This window comes from Cohnella rhizosphaerae (genome assembly GCF_029525575.1).
GTDB lineage: Bacteria > Bacillota > Bacilli > Paenibacillales > Paenibacillaceae > Cohnella > Cohnella rhizosphaerae.
In genome coordinates this window covers 985,697-1,003,867 of sequence record NZ_JAPDIA010000007.1, presented here as the reverse complement: position 1 = coordinate 1,003,867, position 18,171 = coordinate 985,697, and the positions used below count along the sequence as shown (strand labels likewise).

Annotated in this window: 18 protein-coding genes and 1 pseudogene; 1 reads left to right on the top strand and 18 read right to left on the bottom strand. The window is 39.1% G+C overall.

The window, feature by feature from the left end:
- Nucleotides 1–8: 8 nt before the first annotated feature.
- From OMP40_RS22385 to OMP40_RS22310, 15 genes and pseudogenes are all read right to left on the bottom strand, one after another.
- On the bottom strand, nucleotides 9–791 hold the full coding sequence (locus OMP40_RS22385) for an NAD-dependent epimerase/dehydratase family protein (RefSeq protein ID WP_277534655.1): 783 nt from the start codon (nucleotides 789–791) through the stop codon (nucleotides 9–11).
- 367 nt (nucleotides 792–1,158) lie between these two features.
- Complete coding sequence (locus OMP40_RS22380) at nucleotides 1,159–1,794, bottom strand: glycosyltransferase (RefSeq protein ID WP_277534653.1); 636 nt, start codon at nucleotides 1,792–1,794, stop codon at nucleotides 1,159–1,161.
- 1,320 nt (nucleotides 1,795–3,114) lie between these two features.
- Nucleotides 3,115–3,645, bottom strand: coding sequence for a hypothetical protein (locus OMP40_RS22375; protein ID WP_277534651.1), 531 nt, complete (start codon nucleotides 3,643–3,645; stop codon nucleotides 3,115–3,117).
- A 204-nt stretch (nucleotides 3,646–3,849) separates the two neighbouring features.
- The gene (locus tag OMP40_RS22370; RefSeq protein ID WP_277534649.1) at nucleotides 3,850–4,137 is read right to left on the bottom strand and encodes a hypothetical protein; all 288 of its coding nucleotides are present in this window, start codon (nucleotides 4,135–4,137) and stop codon (nucleotides 3,850–3,852) included.
- Between the two features lie 525 nt (nucleotides 4,138–4,662).
- The gene (locus tag OMP40_RS22365; RefSeq protein WP_277534647.1) at nucleotides 4,663–5,364 is read right to left on the bottom strand and encodes a hypothetical protein; all 702 of its coding nucleotides are present in this window, start codon (nucleotides 5,362–5,364) and stop codon (nucleotides 4,663–4,665) included.
- A gap of 36 nt (nucleotides 5,365–5,400) precedes the next feature.
- Nucleotides 5,401–6,633: an ABC transporter ATP-binding protein gene (locus OMP40_RS22360; protein WP_277534645.1), complete on the bottom strand. Its 1,233-nt coding sequence runs from the start codon at nucleotides 6,631–6,633 to the stop codon at nucleotides 5,401–5,403.
- 44 nt (nucleotides 6,634–6,677) lie between these two features.
- Nucleotides 6,678–7,478, bottom strand: coding sequence for an ABC transporter permease (locus OMP40_RS22355; RefSeq protein WP_277534643.1), 801 nt, complete (start codon nucleotides 7,476–7,478; stop codon nucleotides 6,678–6,680).
- Nucleotides 7,471–8,016 carry a glycosyltransferase family protein gene (locus OMP40_RS22350; RefSeq protein ID WP_277534641.1) on the bottom strand — a complete coding sequence of 182 codons (546 nt, stop codon included), beginning with the start codon at nucleotides 8,014–8,016 and terminating at the stop codon, nucleotides 7,471–7,473. Before OMP40_RS22350 ends, OMP40_RS22355 begins: the two co-directional genes overlap by 8 nt.
- 4 nt (nucleotides 8,017–8,020) lie before the next feature.
- Nucleotides 8,021–9,562: pseudogene (locus OMP40_RS22340) on the bottom strand (glycosyltransferase).
- A 39-nt stretch (nucleotides 9,563–9,601) separates the two neighbouring features.
- Nucleotides 9,602–9,880: a hypothetical protein gene (locus OMP40_RS22335; protein WP_277534640.1), complete on the bottom strand. Its 279-nt coding sequence runs from the start codon at nucleotides 9,878–9,880 to the stop codon at nucleotides 9,602–9,604.
- Between the two features lie 37 nt (nucleotides 9,881–9,917).
- Nucleotides 9,918–10,637: a class I SAM-dependent methyltransferase gene (locus tag OMP40_RS22330; RefSeq protein ID WP_277534638.1), complete on the bottom strand. Its 720-nt coding sequence runs from the start codon at nucleotides 10,635–10,637 to the stop codon at nucleotides 9,918–9,920.
- A complete protein-coding gene (locus OMP40_RS22325) occupies nucleotides 10,624–11,841 on the bottom strand; it encodes a glycosyltransferase family 4 protein (RefSeq protein ID WP_277534636.1) in 1,218 nt (405 codons plus the stop codon). Before OMP40_RS22325 ends, OMP40_RS22330 begins: the two co-directional genes overlap by 14 nt.
- A gap of 177 nt (nucleotides 11,842–12,018) precedes the next feature.
- Nucleotides 12,019–12,624, bottom strand: coding sequence for a glycosyltransferase family A protein (locus OMP40_RS22320; protein WP_277534634.1), 606 nt, complete (start codon nucleotides 12,622–12,624; stop codon nucleotides 12,019–12,021).
- Entirely contained in the window at nucleotides 12,578–13,333 is a 756-nt protein-coding gene (locus tag OMP40_RS22315; protein WP_277534632.1) for a glycosyltransferase, read from the bottom strand. The genes OMP40_RS22320 and OMP40_RS22315 overlap by 47 nt, the downstream gene beginning before the upstream one ends.
- 8 nt (nucleotides 13,334–13,341) lie before the next feature.
- Nucleotides 13,342–13,734: a hypothetical protein gene (locus OMP40_RS22310; protein WP_277534630.1), complete on the bottom strand. Its 393-nt coding sequence runs from the start codon at nucleotides 13,732–13,734 to the stop codon at nucleotides 13,342–13,344.
- A gap of 1,211 nt (nucleotides 13,735–14,945) precedes the next feature.
- On the opposite strand from OMP40_RS22310, the gene OMP40_RS22305 reads away from it, so the two are divergent.
- Complete coding sequence (locus OMP40_RS22305) at nucleotides 14,946–15,887, top strand: NAD-dependent epimerase/dehydratase family protein (protein WP_277534629.1); 942 nt, start codon at nucleotides 14,946–14,948, stop codon at nucleotides 15,885–15,887.
- 17 nt (nucleotides 15,888–15,904) lie between these two features.
- Here the strand turns inward: OMP40_RS22305 and OMP40_RS22300 are convergent, their stop codons facing one another.
- The 3 genes from OMP40_RS22300 to OMP40_RS22290 form a co-directional block, all read right to left on the bottom strand.
- Nucleotides 15,905–16,378: a hypothetical protein gene (locus tag OMP40_RS22300; protein ID WP_277534627.1), complete on the bottom strand. Its 474-nt coding sequence runs from the start codon at nucleotides 16,376–16,378 to the stop codon at nucleotides 15,905–15,907.
- On the bottom strand, nucleotides 16,375–16,947 hold the full coding sequence (locus OMP40_RS22295; protein ID WP_277534625.1) for a hypothetical protein: 573 nt from the start codon (nucleotides 16,945–16,947) through the stop codon (nucleotides 16,375–16,377). The genes OMP40_RS22300 and OMP40_RS22295 overlap by 4 nt, the downstream gene beginning before the upstream one ends.
- 152 nt (nucleotides 16,948–17,099) lie before the next feature.
- Nucleotides 17,100–18,062, bottom strand: coding sequence for an O-antigen ligase family protein (locus OMP40_RS22290; protein WP_277534623.1), 963 nt, complete (start codon nucleotides 18,060–18,062; stop codon nucleotides 17,100–17,102).
- Nucleotides 18,063–18,171 lie beyond the last annotated feature (109 nt).

Here is an 18,171-nt window from a genome sequence, read left to right as displayed (position 1 = left end):
AGATAATTTCAATCCGAATCACCTCCGATCTTATTTCTAATAACGAAACGACGAATCTGCTTCAAAACTTCTTGCTTTTCCAAAAAATAGTCTTTATTTTGTCCATTATTAAATAGCGGAGCATATCTCGATTTCATATCGTAACTCACCGTATTTTGGAACAAAGGGTTTGAAAAAGTCATATCAAAGGCATAACGCGCAATCTCTTCAACGCTAATGGGTTCCGTAGCAAAATTAACAATCGGCAGGTTGTTGTCCACTACAATCTGTATATCATCTATCAATCTACTTAGGTCGTAGAATTGAAATACATTACGCGAATCAATCTGATCAATTGCATTATGATGAAGTAAATCATAGATAATATTTTTTTTAAGACCTTCACCGAAAAGACCTGGCAGTCTGATAATATGAGTGTTGCTGAATTTCGAAGTGACGAATTGTTCTAAGCGATAACGATGTTTGCCGTAAGGCGCAAGCGAATCTTCCATAATTACATCAGTTTCCGTAATATTATGAGGATTAGCATATACATCGACAGTAGAGACAAGTATAAATTTTTGGCAACTCATTTTCTTCAAGTGATTTACCAGATTTTCAATACTACGCCAATCTTCTTCAGGCTCTCTGTTCGCCTTCCACTTAACTGCGGAAACACCTGCACAAATCACCGTATCAAACTCTTTTTCTTCAATTTCCTCAATATTGGTTGAGCGGTAAAATTGATCGAATTTGCGCTGTCTCATCAAATTACTACCGACAAAACCAGAATATCCGATTAACGCATCCATTTTATTTCCCTTCTTTCAAAAGTGATTATTAAACAATATTTTTCTTATTGATACTTCGATATATGATCGAACTGCTAGACTCATCACTAACATAATAAAGCGGCCCCCTCTTCGTTTCTTTAAGAATAGAAGAAAGGAAAATACAAACAATCGATAAAATCAAGAACATCAGGCCAAACATGGTGGAGCTAAATAGCGAAGTCGTTGTCCATCCTTCGGCGACATTCCTTTTTGAAAAGGACAATTACTATAACATATAGAACATAAACTAAATTAATAAAACTAGCCAAAAAAACCAACGAGAGCTACGCTTCGCAGCAATTTATCGGAATTAGTGATTATCATTTCTGCAGCAAATCCGAGAGAATTAAAAAAAAGAACGGTTTTTTCGTTTTTTTTGTCTTTGAATGCAATCATATTTAATAGTTGTTTGCTTGTGACCAACCTCAAGCTTTAGATATTTTAAATATCTACTTCTGTTTCGAATTTGAATAATCGAATTGACCACTTTACGGCTTAGCAGCAGAAAATCGGATTCATTCGGATTAATCCGGTACCCGGTCAACATCTGACTGGCTTTATAAAAAGCTTTGGATGTTATTCTCTCCATGATGCCTTCCGATTTCCGATGTCTTCTTTCCCCAATCACCAAGTCATTTCCCTTATCGGCCTCTTTCAACATCAGCGGAATTAGAGAAGGAGGATCATTGTTAATGTCCATTAGAATCACATAGTCCCCAATGCTCATATCCAGGGCAGCTGTCCTAGCCTGCTCGTCATCATAGTGCCTTGACAATGCAATTAAGCGAATATTTGATACGCTGTTTTGAATTACTTTTATTTGTTGAACCGTCAAGTCCGTAGAGCCGTTATCGATCAAAATAATTTCATAGTTTTCATAATTTTCGATCAAGACGCGCTGAACATCCTCTATAAAGGTTTCGACTATGTCAAATTGATTATAAACAATTGAAACGACTGACACTATCGTAGACTTATCCAAACAGCTCACTCCTTTTACCGACAAGCAAACCTTTATTTGACTTCGTTAAGTATCTATTATATATGACACTTCCAGCTAAGAATAGCATTAAAGGTGCGCAGAGGTATATCGAATAAGCATATCGAGCATCTTGAGCCGGCAGCGTGGCAAATAGGCTAAATATATCTGCCAATAAGGGCATAATAATGAAAACATACTTTCTATTAACAAAAAAAATAAATTACAAGAGTTGAAAATAGTGTTATATATAAAAAAACCAGCAGGTCTCCACAAAAACGAACTCCATGAACCTCCATTTTGCGATTTTACAATAAAAGAACTTATATTGCTTTTAATCTCGGAACCAATAATAGGTTTAGCCTTTAAACCTAATTCATTTTGGTCAATGCCGCTATGCGTTGCATACAAATAACCATCTGTAGGTTGCTTCACTTGCCACAATAACGAGGTTAGAGCTGCCCAGTCCTTTATCACGGTAACCGGATGCCTGACTGCTTCTTTGATCCAGATGTTAATAATGTCAGAACGGCTTCCCCCCCAGAATAGCCCTATTCATGTTGGGATTGTAGAATAAAGAATCTGTAGAATACGGAGTGTAGCTTGTTTTCCATTGATCTATAGGCATACTTTTATTCAGGACATCAATATCTTTTTTGTTCCAATATGACACCGGAGTGAACGATAGAAGATATATTATGAATTGGTATGGCCAAAGGAAGCCATTTCGGTGAAGGGGTAACTGGAAAACACAAATGAATAAGAACGTTTGCCATAACTGTTAACGCCAAGCCGAATGAAATTGCCTTAAAGCTATTTTTTCGATAAGCTTTAAAAGCAAATACTATAATAAGAGAAAAAATGACTGCGGGGGGCGAGACCGTTATGACGCAAAGAAAGCATTAAAAAAGATTAAGCTTCCTGCAATGAGCCATCCTTTTTTTTCTTCTAATACTTTCCCATTGGTATAATAAAAGTTCAATAACCAGACCGTCAAAGCCAAAATGGCATCTCCGTATAACACATCTTTCCACAGAGTAACGGAAAAGATTCCATTTATCGGTAGGAAAGTGCTAATTAGTATGAATGTAAGCACAAATACTTTGTGAACTTTTAATTCTAATAGTCGAACTGAGATATATCCTATTAAAATACTTAAAATAACTATTTGTATAAAAACGATAACGAACGGGCTATCGTATAGACGAGTAGCCAAATAAATGAAAAAAGTATGAATAATTGGCTGATGATCTGCATATTGATGCGTATGGGCCTGCTGCCACTGAAAGAGGGAATCGGCACTCATAAGTCCTGGATAAAAAGCTAGAGCGAACAACATCCAAAAAAAGAAAAGGAATAAAGGACGTAGCCCACACCTGAGAACGAACAGGACGCGAATATACCAGCCAACAAGCAACAAATATAAATGCGCATATAAACAATGCACACCATTGCGCAACATTTGTTATTGTGCCCCCCCCCTTTGATGGGAAGCGAAATAATGTATTCTGAATCTTGCTCACTATACAAATCTATTTCTTCATTAAATTCATTAATGCTTACTTTTACTAGGCCAGACCAGGGGTGCTTTAAAAATTTAAGTTCTATCTTATTTTTAACCTTTCCTGTCCATATCAAGTCGTTAGCGGTGGCAGCAAACGCCCGGTCATAAATCATTCTCCAACCAGGCTTATTTTCAATAACTGTTCCAAGTGATTGGTTTTCACCGTCCAACTGCCATTCGGTTAGCCATACCTCATTTCCCTTAGATGTATTGGAATGTTTTCCTTGTACGCTAATCCTCACGGTGGTTTGTTCAGGTACATGTTGATTTCCAGGGAGTAATGCCATCATATAGGATGCTATTCCGGATCCAATTACAATACTTATGATAACCACGTTCTTGCTCGCCGTTTTTTTTTTTGAATACAACAACCAGTAGAAATAACGAAATTAAAGAAAGAATAATTCCGAAAATCCAACTATAAGTAAAACTAATGGCGACGAGCAGTAAGATCAGAAAAGTGATTATAAAGGAAAACATTATGGTACTCCTTTTTAATTTAGAATGGCTTTGAATACCGGTCGTTCATTTTCTAAGAACACAATTTCACTTCCGTCAACTTTTGACAGCTTATCCCCGTTATATTCATATAAAAAAATGTTTTTTTTATTTTTTTTCAGTTCATCCAAAGTTAAAAAATAAGATGCAAGCGGGGAATATATCGTATCTCCTTGTAATGAATAAGATTGTACGAGTTGAGTGTTTCCTCCGTATATTGAATTAATTTGAATCATGGACCACTTATCTCGAAAAGCATACGTACCAAGCCAGTTCTTGGGCAACTTGTACGCCGGCTCCTTTACATCTAAAAGTATGAGCGAATCTGCAGGCAAGTTCTTTCTCTGCTCTATAAAACGGCTGACATATTTATTCATATTAGGTATCGGAAGAAGAGTATCTCTAATATAGCCTATCGTAGATCCTAACATTGAAACGAATAATAATACCACTATGGCATTAAATATATATTTACGTTCAGATAAAAAATCCAACAAGCGATTAAAGAACCAAAAAACACAAAATATAAGTATCATACTGCTGACATAAAAAAAAACGGTCTGAAAGATAACCATTCAGTAAAGAAAATGGGGATAATAAAAAAAAAGATAAAAAGCACACTAATGCCAATTGCTCTCCACTTTACCGCCTTCTTTTCATTCAAAAACTTTATATTAGCAATTAGTATTAATCCAAGTACGACAAATACACTGATCGGAAGACATTGGATCAATCTTTCAATCAATATAGGGTAGGTTTTAAGTATCGTTGAGTAATGGCGTTCATATATACTTATGGCGGAGGAGCCATTAAAAAAAACTCTTAATAGAATTCGATAAATCACATAGGGAATGAGCCAGCCCACAAAAAAAAGGAAGTCCCGACTTAAACCAGGCGTAGGCTTTATTTTTATAGGATGAGGATCCAAAATAATAGTTTACATATAAGTAAAGAGGAAGCATGAGCAATCCTTGTTCGTTACAGAGAATTGACAAAGAGGCTAATGTACAATATAAATAATACCAACTTCTTCTCGCCGTCAATTTATATTGAATGATTGATAAGGCAGCATAGACACCAAACAATAAAGTGAAAATTGGATAGCTTTGCAAAATCCACATTGTACTTTGATTCGTTAGCGGGTTAATAAACAAATAAACAGCCATCAGACCAATACTTATGAAATGGGCGTGTGACCACATTTTTCTTGCAAGTAAGATAAAGCCCGTACACACCAATAGATGCATTAATCCAATAATAACATGAGGAATCTCGAATGTATCATTATGAAAAAATAGGTTTAAAAGAATTACAAAGAAGAATGGCCCTCTAGCATAGGAAGGATTATCGAGTTGGTTTAATCGCTCTTTAAAGTTACCGCCATTTATTCCCAAATCAAAATCATCACTGATTAAAGGAAAATTAGCAATCTGGATGAGAAAAAAGATGGAAAGGGACACTGCACATAATACGAAACAAATTATCAATCTGCGACTTAACCGGTCTGACATTGTACAACTCCTTGTGGCTTCTCTGGACCACATAGATTATAGAATCCGAACCTCGGCAGGCAGTAACACTTTGCTCCACACCCGGACAACCGGATCTATTTTAACCTGAAGAAATGCTGCCCGTTCTATCCAATCGTAATAGTAGTCATTCCATTGCGTTCTATTGGCGTTCATGGCTCCTAATGCAACAGTGATTGCGTAAGAACCAGGCTTTAAAATAAAACTGTTCCATTTAAACCTAATGATTATTTTAGAACCAGCCTCGCCGATAGGTAGAATGCATTTATGGTTCCATGAATCGTCTCCTAAAATATCTAACCCCTTGTCATCTCTAAATAGAACGCCAACATTGATCTCGGATGTAACCGGTTGATTATACCTGACAAACAGATCTGCATACAGCGCCCTTCCGAATGGCACTTGATCAATCTCTAACATTTGCTCGTTTAAAAAACGTAAGCGTGCAATAATCGCTTCTCCACTGCCATGACGTTCCCCATGCTCAAATGAGTCATTTCCTGTCGCCCATATGGAATCTTCGACTAAATGCGTATCTAATTGCATCTCTTCGACTTTTCGATTAGTTAGTTGTTCCTCGTGAATCATTGCGAAGTACTGATTGGCAATATCTTCAGGCTTGCCTCGATTCAGTAGTCGGCCTCGATGCAATAGTATCGCTTCGTCACAAAGGCTTTTAACAGAATCGATGTCATGACTAACAAATAGAATCGTACAGCCATTTCTTTGTAGCTGCTTCAACTTTGCCATGCACTTATGTTGAAAAGCAACATCGCCAACGCTAAGCGCCTCATCAATAATAAGTACCTGCGGATCCACATGAATAGCTACCGAAAAAGCTAATCTTACAAACATGCCTGATGAGTAGGTTTTCACCGGATAGTTAATAAACTCGCCAATACTCGCAAAAGCGAGGATATCGTTATATTTCTCTTTAATTTCTTGTTTGCTGAGACCAAGAATACTGCCATAAAGATAAACGTTCTCCTCGCCAGTGAATTCCATATTAAAACCTGCACCAAGCTCTAGAAGGGCGACGACGCGTCCTTTAACCGAAACACTTCCTGAGGTAGGATGCAAAGTACCCGCGATTATTTGCAGTATAGTTGATTTCCCCGCCCCATTTCGTCCGATGATTCCAAATGTTTGACCTTCCAGAACTTCAAAGGAGACATCGCTAATGGATTGAATCTCCTTATATCGCTTTTTTTTTTGTAAACAGCTCGATAAACCTATCCCCCGGTCTTTCATATAACCGATAGCTTTTCGAGACATTTTGAAGAGATATTACGGTGTTAGATGACATCGGCAAAATTCTCCTTGCTGATTTTAAATATGTAGGAACCTATTAAAAAAATAACGATACTCACCCCTAAGACTTCGAACCAGGGTAATAGCTTCAGATCCTGTGTTCCCATCGTGGTGGCCCGGAAAGTTTCTATGATGGTCGTCAGCGGATTTAAGTACATATAAGGCCTAAATGCCTCCGGCACTGCAGTCACTGGGTAAAAGACTGGCGAAATGTAAAACAGTATATTCATTACTATGCTGATGATTTGACCGACATCACGAAAGAAGACACTTAGGGATGATATAAGAAGCGATATTCCCGCTGAGAGTATAATGACAGGAATTATAGAAATGGGCGCTAGTATCCAACTCCACGTAATTGAATAACCAAAACATAAGAGAGCGACTAAATAGATGACAATACTAAATAATTGTAAAATAAACGAACTGATAATGGATGATATCGGAAGTATTTCCAAAGGAAAAACGACTCTCTTAATGAAATTTGGATTAGATTGTAAAATTGACGTGCTACGGTAAACCGGATCGGAGAAGATTTGAAAAACGATCAAACCTGCAAACATTGTAATGGCAAATTGAAACTGATTCATGTCAGAACCAGTTCCCCATTTCACCTTAAAAACCTGAGTAAATACAAAACTATAGACAACCAACATTAGTAAGGGCTGTATTAATGCCCATGTCAAACCGAAATATGATCCTTTATATCTCTGCGCTACATCTCGATTGGAAAATTGCCATAATAATTGTCTATGGCGAATTAAATCTTTCAATGTACTAAGCATTTCGAGAACCAACCACTTTTTTCATTTTATCTTTCACCTTCCGCAAGAAGACGATTGCCTTCCAAGCCTTAGAATGCATAACTTGCTGGAGCTGACTTTGATTAAAATAATTCGACATATGCTCTTGAAAAAACAATTTGTCTTTTTCAACAAGAACATAGTTTAAAGAGCGAATATACGTTTCCTTGTGATGCTCAATCATTTTATTGATAAGATAGGGTCGATTTTGCTGCGAATTTGAAAGCATCGAAGCTTCATGTTTCCTATAATAAAATAAAGGTTCTGGAATACACTTTCCACGCCACCCATGCTCTACGAGATATATCCAAAAGTCCCAATCTTCAAAACCATAAATCATGTCAGTACGATAGCCGCCCACTTGGTCAAATGCTTCATGTCTAAACAGGGAGGTTGCTACGCACAAATTAGAAACCAGTAAAAGATTCGGGTCAAACTCAGGTGTTTTCCAAACGCCATTCGCCGCTCCGATAAATTCTACATGGCAATATACAAATCCTACTCCCTTATCCTTTTTCATTGCCTCAACGGCTTTTTTTAATATAATCAGGGTGAATAAGATCATCAGCATCTAAAGGAAGTATGAATTCACCCTTTGCATGATGAACGCCCGTATTTCTTGCCTGCGACAAACCGCCGTTATTTTGATGAATAACTTTAAATCCTTTCTCTTCGATTTCCTTCAGAGTAGCTATGGTTTTTTCATCAGTTGATCCGTCATTAACGATCAATATCTCGATCGATGGATATGTACTCGCATGAATGCTATCCAAGGTTTGTTGGAGCCATGATCCATGATTGAAGCATGGTATAACCACCGATACAAGGCCCGTTATGTATTTACCGGAAGCTCGAGAATCAGCATCCGGATTCAAGGATCTGAAATATTTCATTTGTTGCTCATAGATTACATCGGGCGAAAATGCTTTTTCTACTCGTTCACGCGCCATTAATCCCATATTCTCTCTTATTGACGAGTCCAGATTGTGTAGCTCTGACCATTTATTTGCTAGATCCACATAATTGGAGGCTTCGTGGATAAGACCCATCTGCTTGTTAACAATCATTTCAGCCATGCCACTATTTTTAGATACGATTACAGGACAGCCAGTAGCCATAGCCTCGAGACAGACATTTGGAAAGTTCTCAAAAAAGAGATGGGAAAATGGCGGCCTTTGCGCTTGCGTATTCCTTAATGACCTCCTGCCTTGGAATACGATCAATAAATATTATATTATCTTGTAGATTTTTCGGAATTAAACTGTTGAGATATGCTCTCATCGATTGACCTTTAGGTCCTGTATCCGTATCTCCTCCAATCAGCTTTAATCGAATAGATGAATCATCCTCCATCACCTTTATAGCAGCACGTATAAGATCTTCTACGCCCTTTCGCTTCTCAAGACGCCCGACATACAAGTAATGATTCGATTCCGAACGTTTGTTAGACAATGGAATTTGATCAATGTCAATAGGATGCGGAAGGATCGTAACGGGATTTGCTAAGCTTAAATATGTTTCAGTCATCTTCCCTAATATTTTTGTCGGCGATACAATTTGATCTGCCAGCAGCATAGGCAAATTTTCAAAATTAACCAACTGTTCCATCCCGGGATTATGAACACTAACATTATTATATTCATTCAATGTAAACAACGCCGTATGCAGTCTAACAATAAAGACGGTTTCCTTAAACTGATTATTTAGCCTTTTTGCTAATAAAGCGTGATAGCCTTCTCCTCTATAATCACAAAATTCATAAATGTTAATTTGATAAGCGACGTGAAGCTCTTCAATTTTACGTAAAACTTTTTCGCTGTATAATGTCCAATAAAGCAAAGTTGAAAGCTCCGAAGACGAGGCATCATTAATCTGTGCCATCTGGGAACCTTCCATGGCAATCCGATGAATGTGGACTCCATCTATGACCTCTTGTTCAGGCAATGTGTTTGCCTTATACGTGATAATGTGAACCTCTTCTCCTTTTTGGCTGAGAAGTTTCGCCATATTTCCTACATAAGTGCCGATTCCTCCTCCGAATTGCGGGGGATATTCATATGAAACATAGCAGATTTTCATGTTGCCCTCCTATTCAAAATTCGCCATTACTTTTCGTGAACTTTTTGTTCTAGTTTTCTAATATATAAATCGTGTTCATTCCAGGCATCCGCCAATTTAGTTAACTCGCTACGTTGTTCCATGATTTGATTTTCTAGTTTGCTGATATATTCTACGTGTGTCTGCCACGCTTCTGCGAGCTTTATATTTTCCTGCGTCATTTTTTCTAACTGTTGGTACAACTCTTGATTCAAGTGCTCAGTTTGCACTATATATTTCTTTTGATTGTCCCATCCATTAGCAAGACTTTGATTTTCAGCATACAAGTCGCTAATGGTCTTTTGAACCTCTTTGATATAGTCACTATAACCAGTAAAAAAAACTAACAGTAGGTTTTATCCCTGTAAGGTCAACACTATCCTTTGCACAAACAAGCAGCCAAGTATCTGCATCATCTAATACTTTGGCCTGAATTGGATGACTATTCGCAGCCATTGGTGGCTGATAGACATCAGCTGTTTGGATATCTTCGCTTGAGTAAATACTTGTACCAAGCGTATTGTTTTGAACGAACATTTTTGTTCGCTTAAAGAATTGTGCTACCAACTCCATAAATTCTTTTGATTGATACCTCTTCACATGAAATGGATTGTCCGGTTCAAAGATATAATCATTGGGGCAAGAAATCAGAAGAAGCCCATTCGCTGAAAGAACTCTATGAATCTCACTAAGTAATCTATCTGTTTCTGTAACATGTTCAATTGTCTCGAAGCAAATAAATACATCTACAGATCGGTCGGAAATCCAATCAAGGTTACGAATATCGCCTACTCGATAAGAGAGATTGTCTCTAACATAATGCTGCTTGCAATACGATATTGCTTCCTCGGCAATATCGATACCTGATACACTAGCCGCTCCTGACGATGCGAGATAAAAACTCCCGTACCCATTCCCACTAGAACAATCGACCACTTTCATATTTTGGGTAAACTGGGAGGCGAACATGTACCTTCCCAAATGCTCTGGATACATTAGATCATTGTAATGAGTATGCGGGTCGATCCGTTCAATGCTTCCCATTTTTTCCACCCCTAATATAAATTTGTTCATAGTTAAAACACATCTGACCTATGCTATACTCAATCTCTACCTTTAGCCTTGCATTATATTTTAATTCCTCGATCACAGCATCGTCACTTAGAGCTTTCATAATTTGCTCTGCCCATTGAGCAGCTCCCTCTTCGTTATCGAGTAGAATTCCATTTATGTTTTTATCTATTAAATCCGTCCATCCCGGAACATTGGATGCAATGACGAGAGTACCTTCAGCCATCGACTCCAAACCTGTCATAGGCAGTCCCTCCATTTTAGACGGAGCAACAAGTACATGAACAGATTCGCGCAAGTAACCACGAATATTCGACATAGCAGGCTTATAAACTATTTTGTTCTGCAGTCCTTTTTTCTTTAACTGCTTCTTAAGTTTATTTTCCAGGGGGCCCGAGCCTATGATTACAATGGGGTACCTAATTTTAGCTTTGACAAGGAAATCAGCGATCTGCACAAAAAAAACAGGTCGCTTCTGATCAACCAAACGTCCGATAAATGCAAGCTCCTTTTTGGACTCTGGCCATGACTTGTCAAAAAGTTCAATACCATTAGCAATGACAGAAACCCGACTTTCCTTTTCCTCATATATATTAATTAGTCGTTGTTTTTGGTAATTTGTAAGAACCACTCTATGATCCAAAATTTTTCCGAAGTCTCGGCTCACACGAAAGTAGTCCCATGGTTTATAGGGCTCCTCCATATGGAGGGTATCTATTATTTTTAAATACGGAAATCTTTCCTTTAAGTAGGCTGCCGATCGATATCCCAGCCGTGAGTTACTTATATGAATAATACGGACTTGGTTATTTTCAATAAAATCGCATATGAACTGAAGCATCTGTGCATCACCTCTACAGAAGAGCGGCAGATGAAAGATGCCTTCACAATGTTTTGCAAATTGTTCATCCCATGGATGTTCATGCTTAATCGTAGTCATCAAATAGCGATTGCCGACAATCTCGCGGTTTACATTCGATAGCAAATGAAGAAAGACTTGTTCTACTCCCCCAATGTCTAACCAAGGCAACAAATACAAAGTAGAGTAATCAAAAGTGACATTAGGTAGGGCTAAAAACTTAGCTCGTATTGATTGTTGCTCTAGTCTGATCGATGATAGCGAGCGTTCGTGTTTCACTTTAGAAGCGTAACTTCTTAACCTCTCAATCTTGTTCAATTTCATTTTTTTTTACTATTTTGATTACTGCCCCACGTCCTTTTTTTCATTCCATAGAATTTAAGAATACGCATTTTCCATCGAAAATTGTAAAGTTGTTGATGCTTTCTTTGAATTTGCTGAGTTAACGCTCCATGAATTAACCTCGAACCTTTGAGCATTGAGCTTTGATGTTGCCTATAATAAAAAAGTTGTTCCTCGAGCCGATAACCTTTTTTGTCCATTCTCAACGGCCCTGATCCAAAACTCCCAGTCTTCGTAACCCGAACGCATGGACTCTTCATATCCTCCAAGGGATTCCCAGAGCCGCTTCCGATAAACGGCGGAGGCCGGAATATAATTATGGTGAAGCAGTAAATCAGCATCAAACGCCTCGGTAACCCATACTCCTGATTCATATCCAAAGAGTTTAACAAGAGGATATATGAAAGCCAGTTTTTCGTCATTTTCCAGATGCCAAACTGACTTTGTGATGTAATATGGATCGATCAAATCATCTGAATCTAGAGGTAAAATATATTTACCGCGAGATACACGGATACCAGCATTCCTTGCCGCAGGCAACCCCTGATTCGCTTGCTTAATAAGAGTAATTTGAGGGAAATCTACTGACAGTTTATCCATTACACGCAGTGTAAATGGATCATCCGACCCATCATCGACTACAATAATCTCAATCGCTGGATAATGTGAATTTTTCGCCGATTCAATCGTATCTATCAAGAAGCGCCCATAATTATAGCATGGTATGATGACCGACACTAATGGAATGTGTTCTGTCATATTTGGCACCTCCGTCTAAAATACTATTATAGTACTGTCTAATTTGTGCGGAGAACTGACGAATGCTATACTTCTCCTCTACGACTTCTCGAGCTGCATGTCCAAACTGTCGACAAGTCCTTGGGGAATCGATTAATGATAAAATGGCTTGCACTGCCTCATTTCTATTTAAAGCAATGTAGCCGTTCGCACCATGGCGGATTAATTCACGATGAGCAGGAATGTCTGATACTACGATGGCACATTCGGCTGCCATTGCTTCCAGCACTGCTAAAGGCAGCCCTTCCCATAATGATAACTGTACATATACTGAGCAACGGCGATACCATGCCTCGATATCGGGTCGTTCCATCCAACCAGTGATTGTCAGCGGCAACCGCCTTTCTTTTGCTTGAGTTTCAATGTATTCTCGGTATTCGCCATCACCAACCCAAACAAAGCGCAACCCATGCTCGAGGTTACATGCTTCTTCAATCACATCCAGCCAGAGTTGCGGGTTTTTGGCTGCTGTTAGTCTTCCAACTGTTATTACGAGTTTCTCTTCTTCTCTCCGCAAAGCTTCGTAACTAAGATGGACACTATTTGAAATCCGACGAAGTCGCTTATCCGCACGCATCATCTTGCTTGTATCTGTATATTCGTTAACGGACGAAACTAGAATGTGAGTCTTATTAATTCGATCCAGCCATTTCTCAATTCCAAAATACAATTTTTGCTTTAAGTATCCAATGTCTCGTTGATAGAAGGAATACCCGTGTGGCGTATAAATAACTGGAGTTCGTATCCCTTTTGGCAGCCAACCTGCCTAACGCACCTGCTTTTGACGAGTGAAGATGAATAAGATCCCACTTCGTCTCCCGAAATTTTTTTATGCAAATATTTAAAGTTCTGAAAGTCGCTCTTCATGGAGATTTCTCGCGTCATGATAACCTCAGTTAACGTCACATGTAAACGAAAAAGCGCGCGAACATCCTTGGGCGTAACATTTCTTCGCGAAAAAACAACCTCAATGTCCCAATCCTCTGACGAAAGATGATTGCATATATCAACGACATATTGAAGCGCTCCTCCACCTGCCGCTTCGATGACATGCAGTAATTTTTTCTTCATACCTGCCTACTTTCTTGCTCGATAATTTCAATATATCGCTCTACATTCGAATCTGATGACTGCATTTCTGATAATTTTATGCGTTTTTCGATTTTAATCCTTGTCTCAGTCTCTGGCATCCGCTCCATGCAAGCTACATAATCTGCAGGCTGGTCACATATATAAAGTAAGTCCGCTATAGGCTCCAAAGAGACCAGGCGAGACGTAAGAACGGGTTTACCCGTTGCGAAACATTCAAATATTTTCGCTGGTATAATTCCGTCTGAGTAAGTCGTCTGGAGATATGGGATGATGAATGCATCGTACTGAACAATTTCTTTGGATAATTCTTCTATATTCATTGAAGGTTTGATTCGGACACTGATCGGAACTTTAACTTTGCAAGGTCCAATCATCGTTATATCATATCCACAATTCATCATTGTTTTCAATGATTCCCAGTCAATTCTATCATCTATCCCACCAAAAAAAGCATACTTTACTATATTTTTTTAATGGAGTTTTATAGTATGACTTGAAGAGATGCGTTTGTACGCCATGATGTATTTGAAATACCTTTTTTATGTCTCATACGCAGTTTCTGATACAAATAGTCCGAGTCCGTCAGAACTAAATTAGTATGTGCAAGTATTTTGCTCTCGGTAAGCTCATAGTCTTTAGGCTTCTGAGGATGCCCCTCGAAGTTCGCAACATAATCGAACACGGTGAACCCTTTAGATATCTTCGATAACAGTTGTTCTGTCGTGTAAGAAGGCATATAAAGGATTACAACGTCATAATGGTGCTGAAGCTTCCGGATAAGACGAGGCAGTAGAATATACCGATTGAGTGTTCGGAAAAGCCAACCGTCCGGAGGCAACACTTGAGGAGAGATTAACTTGATTCCATTCGGTTTTTCATTCAAATCACTTGCGGAAGCCACTTTAAGCTTATTCACCTTTTTGCGAAAAATACTGATTGCTCTATATATATCCTGCCATACAGGGTTGCGAAAAAAGTGTTCTCTACAAAATCTACTTCCCACCCTGCCTTGGCAAAGCCGCTCATAAAAGTTTGATGCCGCTGCCATATAAAATTCCAGTTAATGCTAGAGATACAAAGCAGTTTCTTACCGTACATAGTGCACCGCCTTTTTCAGATCGCAGATAGCACAATAACGCATATTTTGTTACAATATCAACAATACATGAAAAATACTCTCATTGTAAGGTGTGATTGATTTGAACATTCTGGTTACCGGAGGAGCAGGATTCATTGGTTCCCATATTGTTGACTTGCTCGTTCAGCAAGGACATCAAGTGTTTGTGGTCGATAACCTGTCTACTGGCGATCCGGGTAACTTAAATCCTAATTGTACCTTCTATGAAGCGGATATTTCGAAGCTGCCCGATCTTCAACATGTCTTCAGTCTTCATCCGATCGATGTCGTTTATCATCATGCAGCACAGATCCACGTCCAGGATTCCATCAAGTACCCTACATTTGATGCGATGACGAACATTATAGGAACAATTAATATTCTTGAATGTATGAAGACTTACAAAGCTAGTAAAATTGTGTATGCTTCCTCAGCTGCCGTTTACGGCACGCCGCATTATCTGCCGATTAATGAGAACCATCCGGTGTCCCCTGAGTCTTGCTATGGGATATCTAAGTTTACTCCCGAACACTACATCAAGATGTATGCTAACTTGTACGAGATTGACTATACGATTTTTCGATATTCCAATGTTTACGGTCCGAGGCAGTCTTCCATCGGGGAAGGTGGCGTAATCTCCATTTTTCTAGACAAGGTCTTAGAACAGCTTACGCCAACCGTATACGGCGACGGTACGCAGACACGAGATTTTATCTTTGTTCGAGACATAGCAGCCGCTAATATTGCAGCTCTCCATAGAGGCAACGGATTCACACTAAATATTGGTTGTAACACAACGACATCCATCAATGAGCTTGTAGATTACCTATCTCAACTTTCCAAAAGGCGGATTGTCCCTCATTATGTCGCTGCCAAGCCAGGAGATATCCTGCATAGCAGCCTCTCGAACGAGTTGGCGATGGCTGTCTTAGAATGGTACCCTCGGTATTCCTTGTTAGAGGGCCTGAGCGAAACCTTTGATTACCTTATTGAAAGGGTAGCGCATCCTGCTTAACAGGATGCGCTTTTCTTTTATTTCAACTGATACGCGCCTCTGACAAGCACAGTTAACCCGTTTTTCTGCATAGGATCCGCCATAACGCCTCGTCCCGCTCTAGGGAAGAGGATTAGATGGTTTTTGCCAACTGGCTTGCCAGGCGCTATGTCCAAGCCATCTGTCATATCAGATAGGCCGTTACTGTCAGAGCTCACTGCGATCGCTTTACCAGTCCGTACAATGAGTTCTCCACCCTCTTCAACCAACAGCGTTGAACCTAATGGGACGGTCACAACCTGAAGCTTAGAAGAGACGCCTGCACCTTCCCCACCTGATTGGCCATTTGTGATCGCGTCAATCTTTTGATCGACATAGCTCTTCGTTACGATAGGATCTTCGCTTCCTCCTGGTGTTGTCTTCTGAACATCTGCATAGACGGATTGAACAATATTTGCCGCACCCACAGCTAATGTTAGAGCGATTACACCAATTATCGCTTTAGTTTTCATTTTTTTTGATCGCTTCCTTTCAGTGCTTTTAGCGGATCTTGAAGTTGCTCTTTGGTGGAAGAGTTAACTTGCTGAAGCTTATTCAGCAACTCCTCGTCGTTTGAGCCTGTCTTTTGAAGAGCCGACAAGTAGAGTAATGCCAGTCTTTGATTATCCTCATTGCTCAGATCATCCAGCAACCCTGGTTTAAGAACAGCTATCGCTTCTTCGTAACCACCGTTCGCATACATGACATATGCCGCGCCTTCACGCACAGAACTGGATATCTCAAATGCGTTGCCCAACAGAAAGGATTCGGGAAGATTTTTCACGATTTGATCTTTGGCCTGCATTTGCTTGTAAAGTTCAATTAGTTGCTCCCCTATGACGGAATTTCCCTCGGAATTTTGATAGTCTTTCAGGAGATCGTCTGCATACTGACTGTAGAAGTTTGTTATGAACGGATATTTTGCTATGGCTTCCTTCATAATTCCCATTGCCCTTTCCCGATCGCCCAAACTTAAGGTTATCAGATAGTTCATATCCACGACCGGACGGAAATTAGGCTCTTTGTCGAGAAGTAGATCCAAATACTTTTTTAGCTTCTTGCAAGTACTCAGGATCCTGACTCTGCTTATAAGCTTGGTAATTTAACGCGACTAGTTGATACAAAATATCAGGATGATTGGGAGCCGTTTTTCTTGCTTTGTCAAGCTTTGAAGTGATTTCGGTAAAAATATCATTACGCGCAGTGGCCTCTACCGAAGACATATAATTGTTGTAGCCAGCCAGCTGCATCCCCGTCATTACAATAACTAAAAGAAATACAATCGTCATTCCGCTTGAAATTACTTTTTTTAATACTCAGACTTTGTTTAATTTCTTTAACTTTATTATATAGCGGCTTGTTTAGCGTACCTCCGAGTACGCCTAAGCAAAGATAGACTAAAATTACATTAAGTCCGTAACTCATTTCGAAATCGATAAGGGAGTGGACTAGAATCGTCAATGCAATTAAATAGAATGGTACATAATTCAGTCTTTGTGTGTGGGAGGCTTTTCTATAAAATTTATAAAATACATAAAATACGCCTGCGATTAATAACAAATAAAGCAAGAATCCCAAAGCCCCTGTTTCTACTAACAATTGCATGGGGTAACTGTGGGTTTTGTTACTCAAATATGGATAGGATTGATAGGTTTGATAGCTAGCGTCCCAAGCTCCTCCTCCTCCTCCAAGCATGGGTGCGGTTTTCCACAGGGAAAATGCATCCTTATACATAGTTAGACGTTCATAGACACTTTGGGTTTTATAGCTCACATCGCCCAATCGGTCACTGATAAATGTAGGGAACAAGTTAAGTATGGATGAACTTGTTATCAAAAGAACGCCGAAAATGGTCAGCAATACGATTATGCCGGGTATAATTATACGATAGCGATTGTTACTCTCAAGCTTTGATAAATGCAGCTTTGAAGAAAGAAACCGTCCATATGTATAGCTTAAAAGTCCAAATGCAAGGGTAGCTCCAATAAGAAGCCCCCATGTCTGTATAGACTTAGAGAAGAAAAAAGAGACTGTCTGTATGGGCTGCTTATTGTAAATTGCATTGCTGATTTGCAGGGCAACATCGTATCCTCTATCGGCTATAGGAGTATAAACAATGAAAGCAACCAACAATGCGAATAGAGAATAAAAAAACAATCATTAGCTGCTGCTTTAGCTTGAACATCAACAACGCCAAGACAGCGATTATCGGCAATACGAAAATAGCTCCCCGTGATAATGTCAACAGAAACGACAACAAGATAGG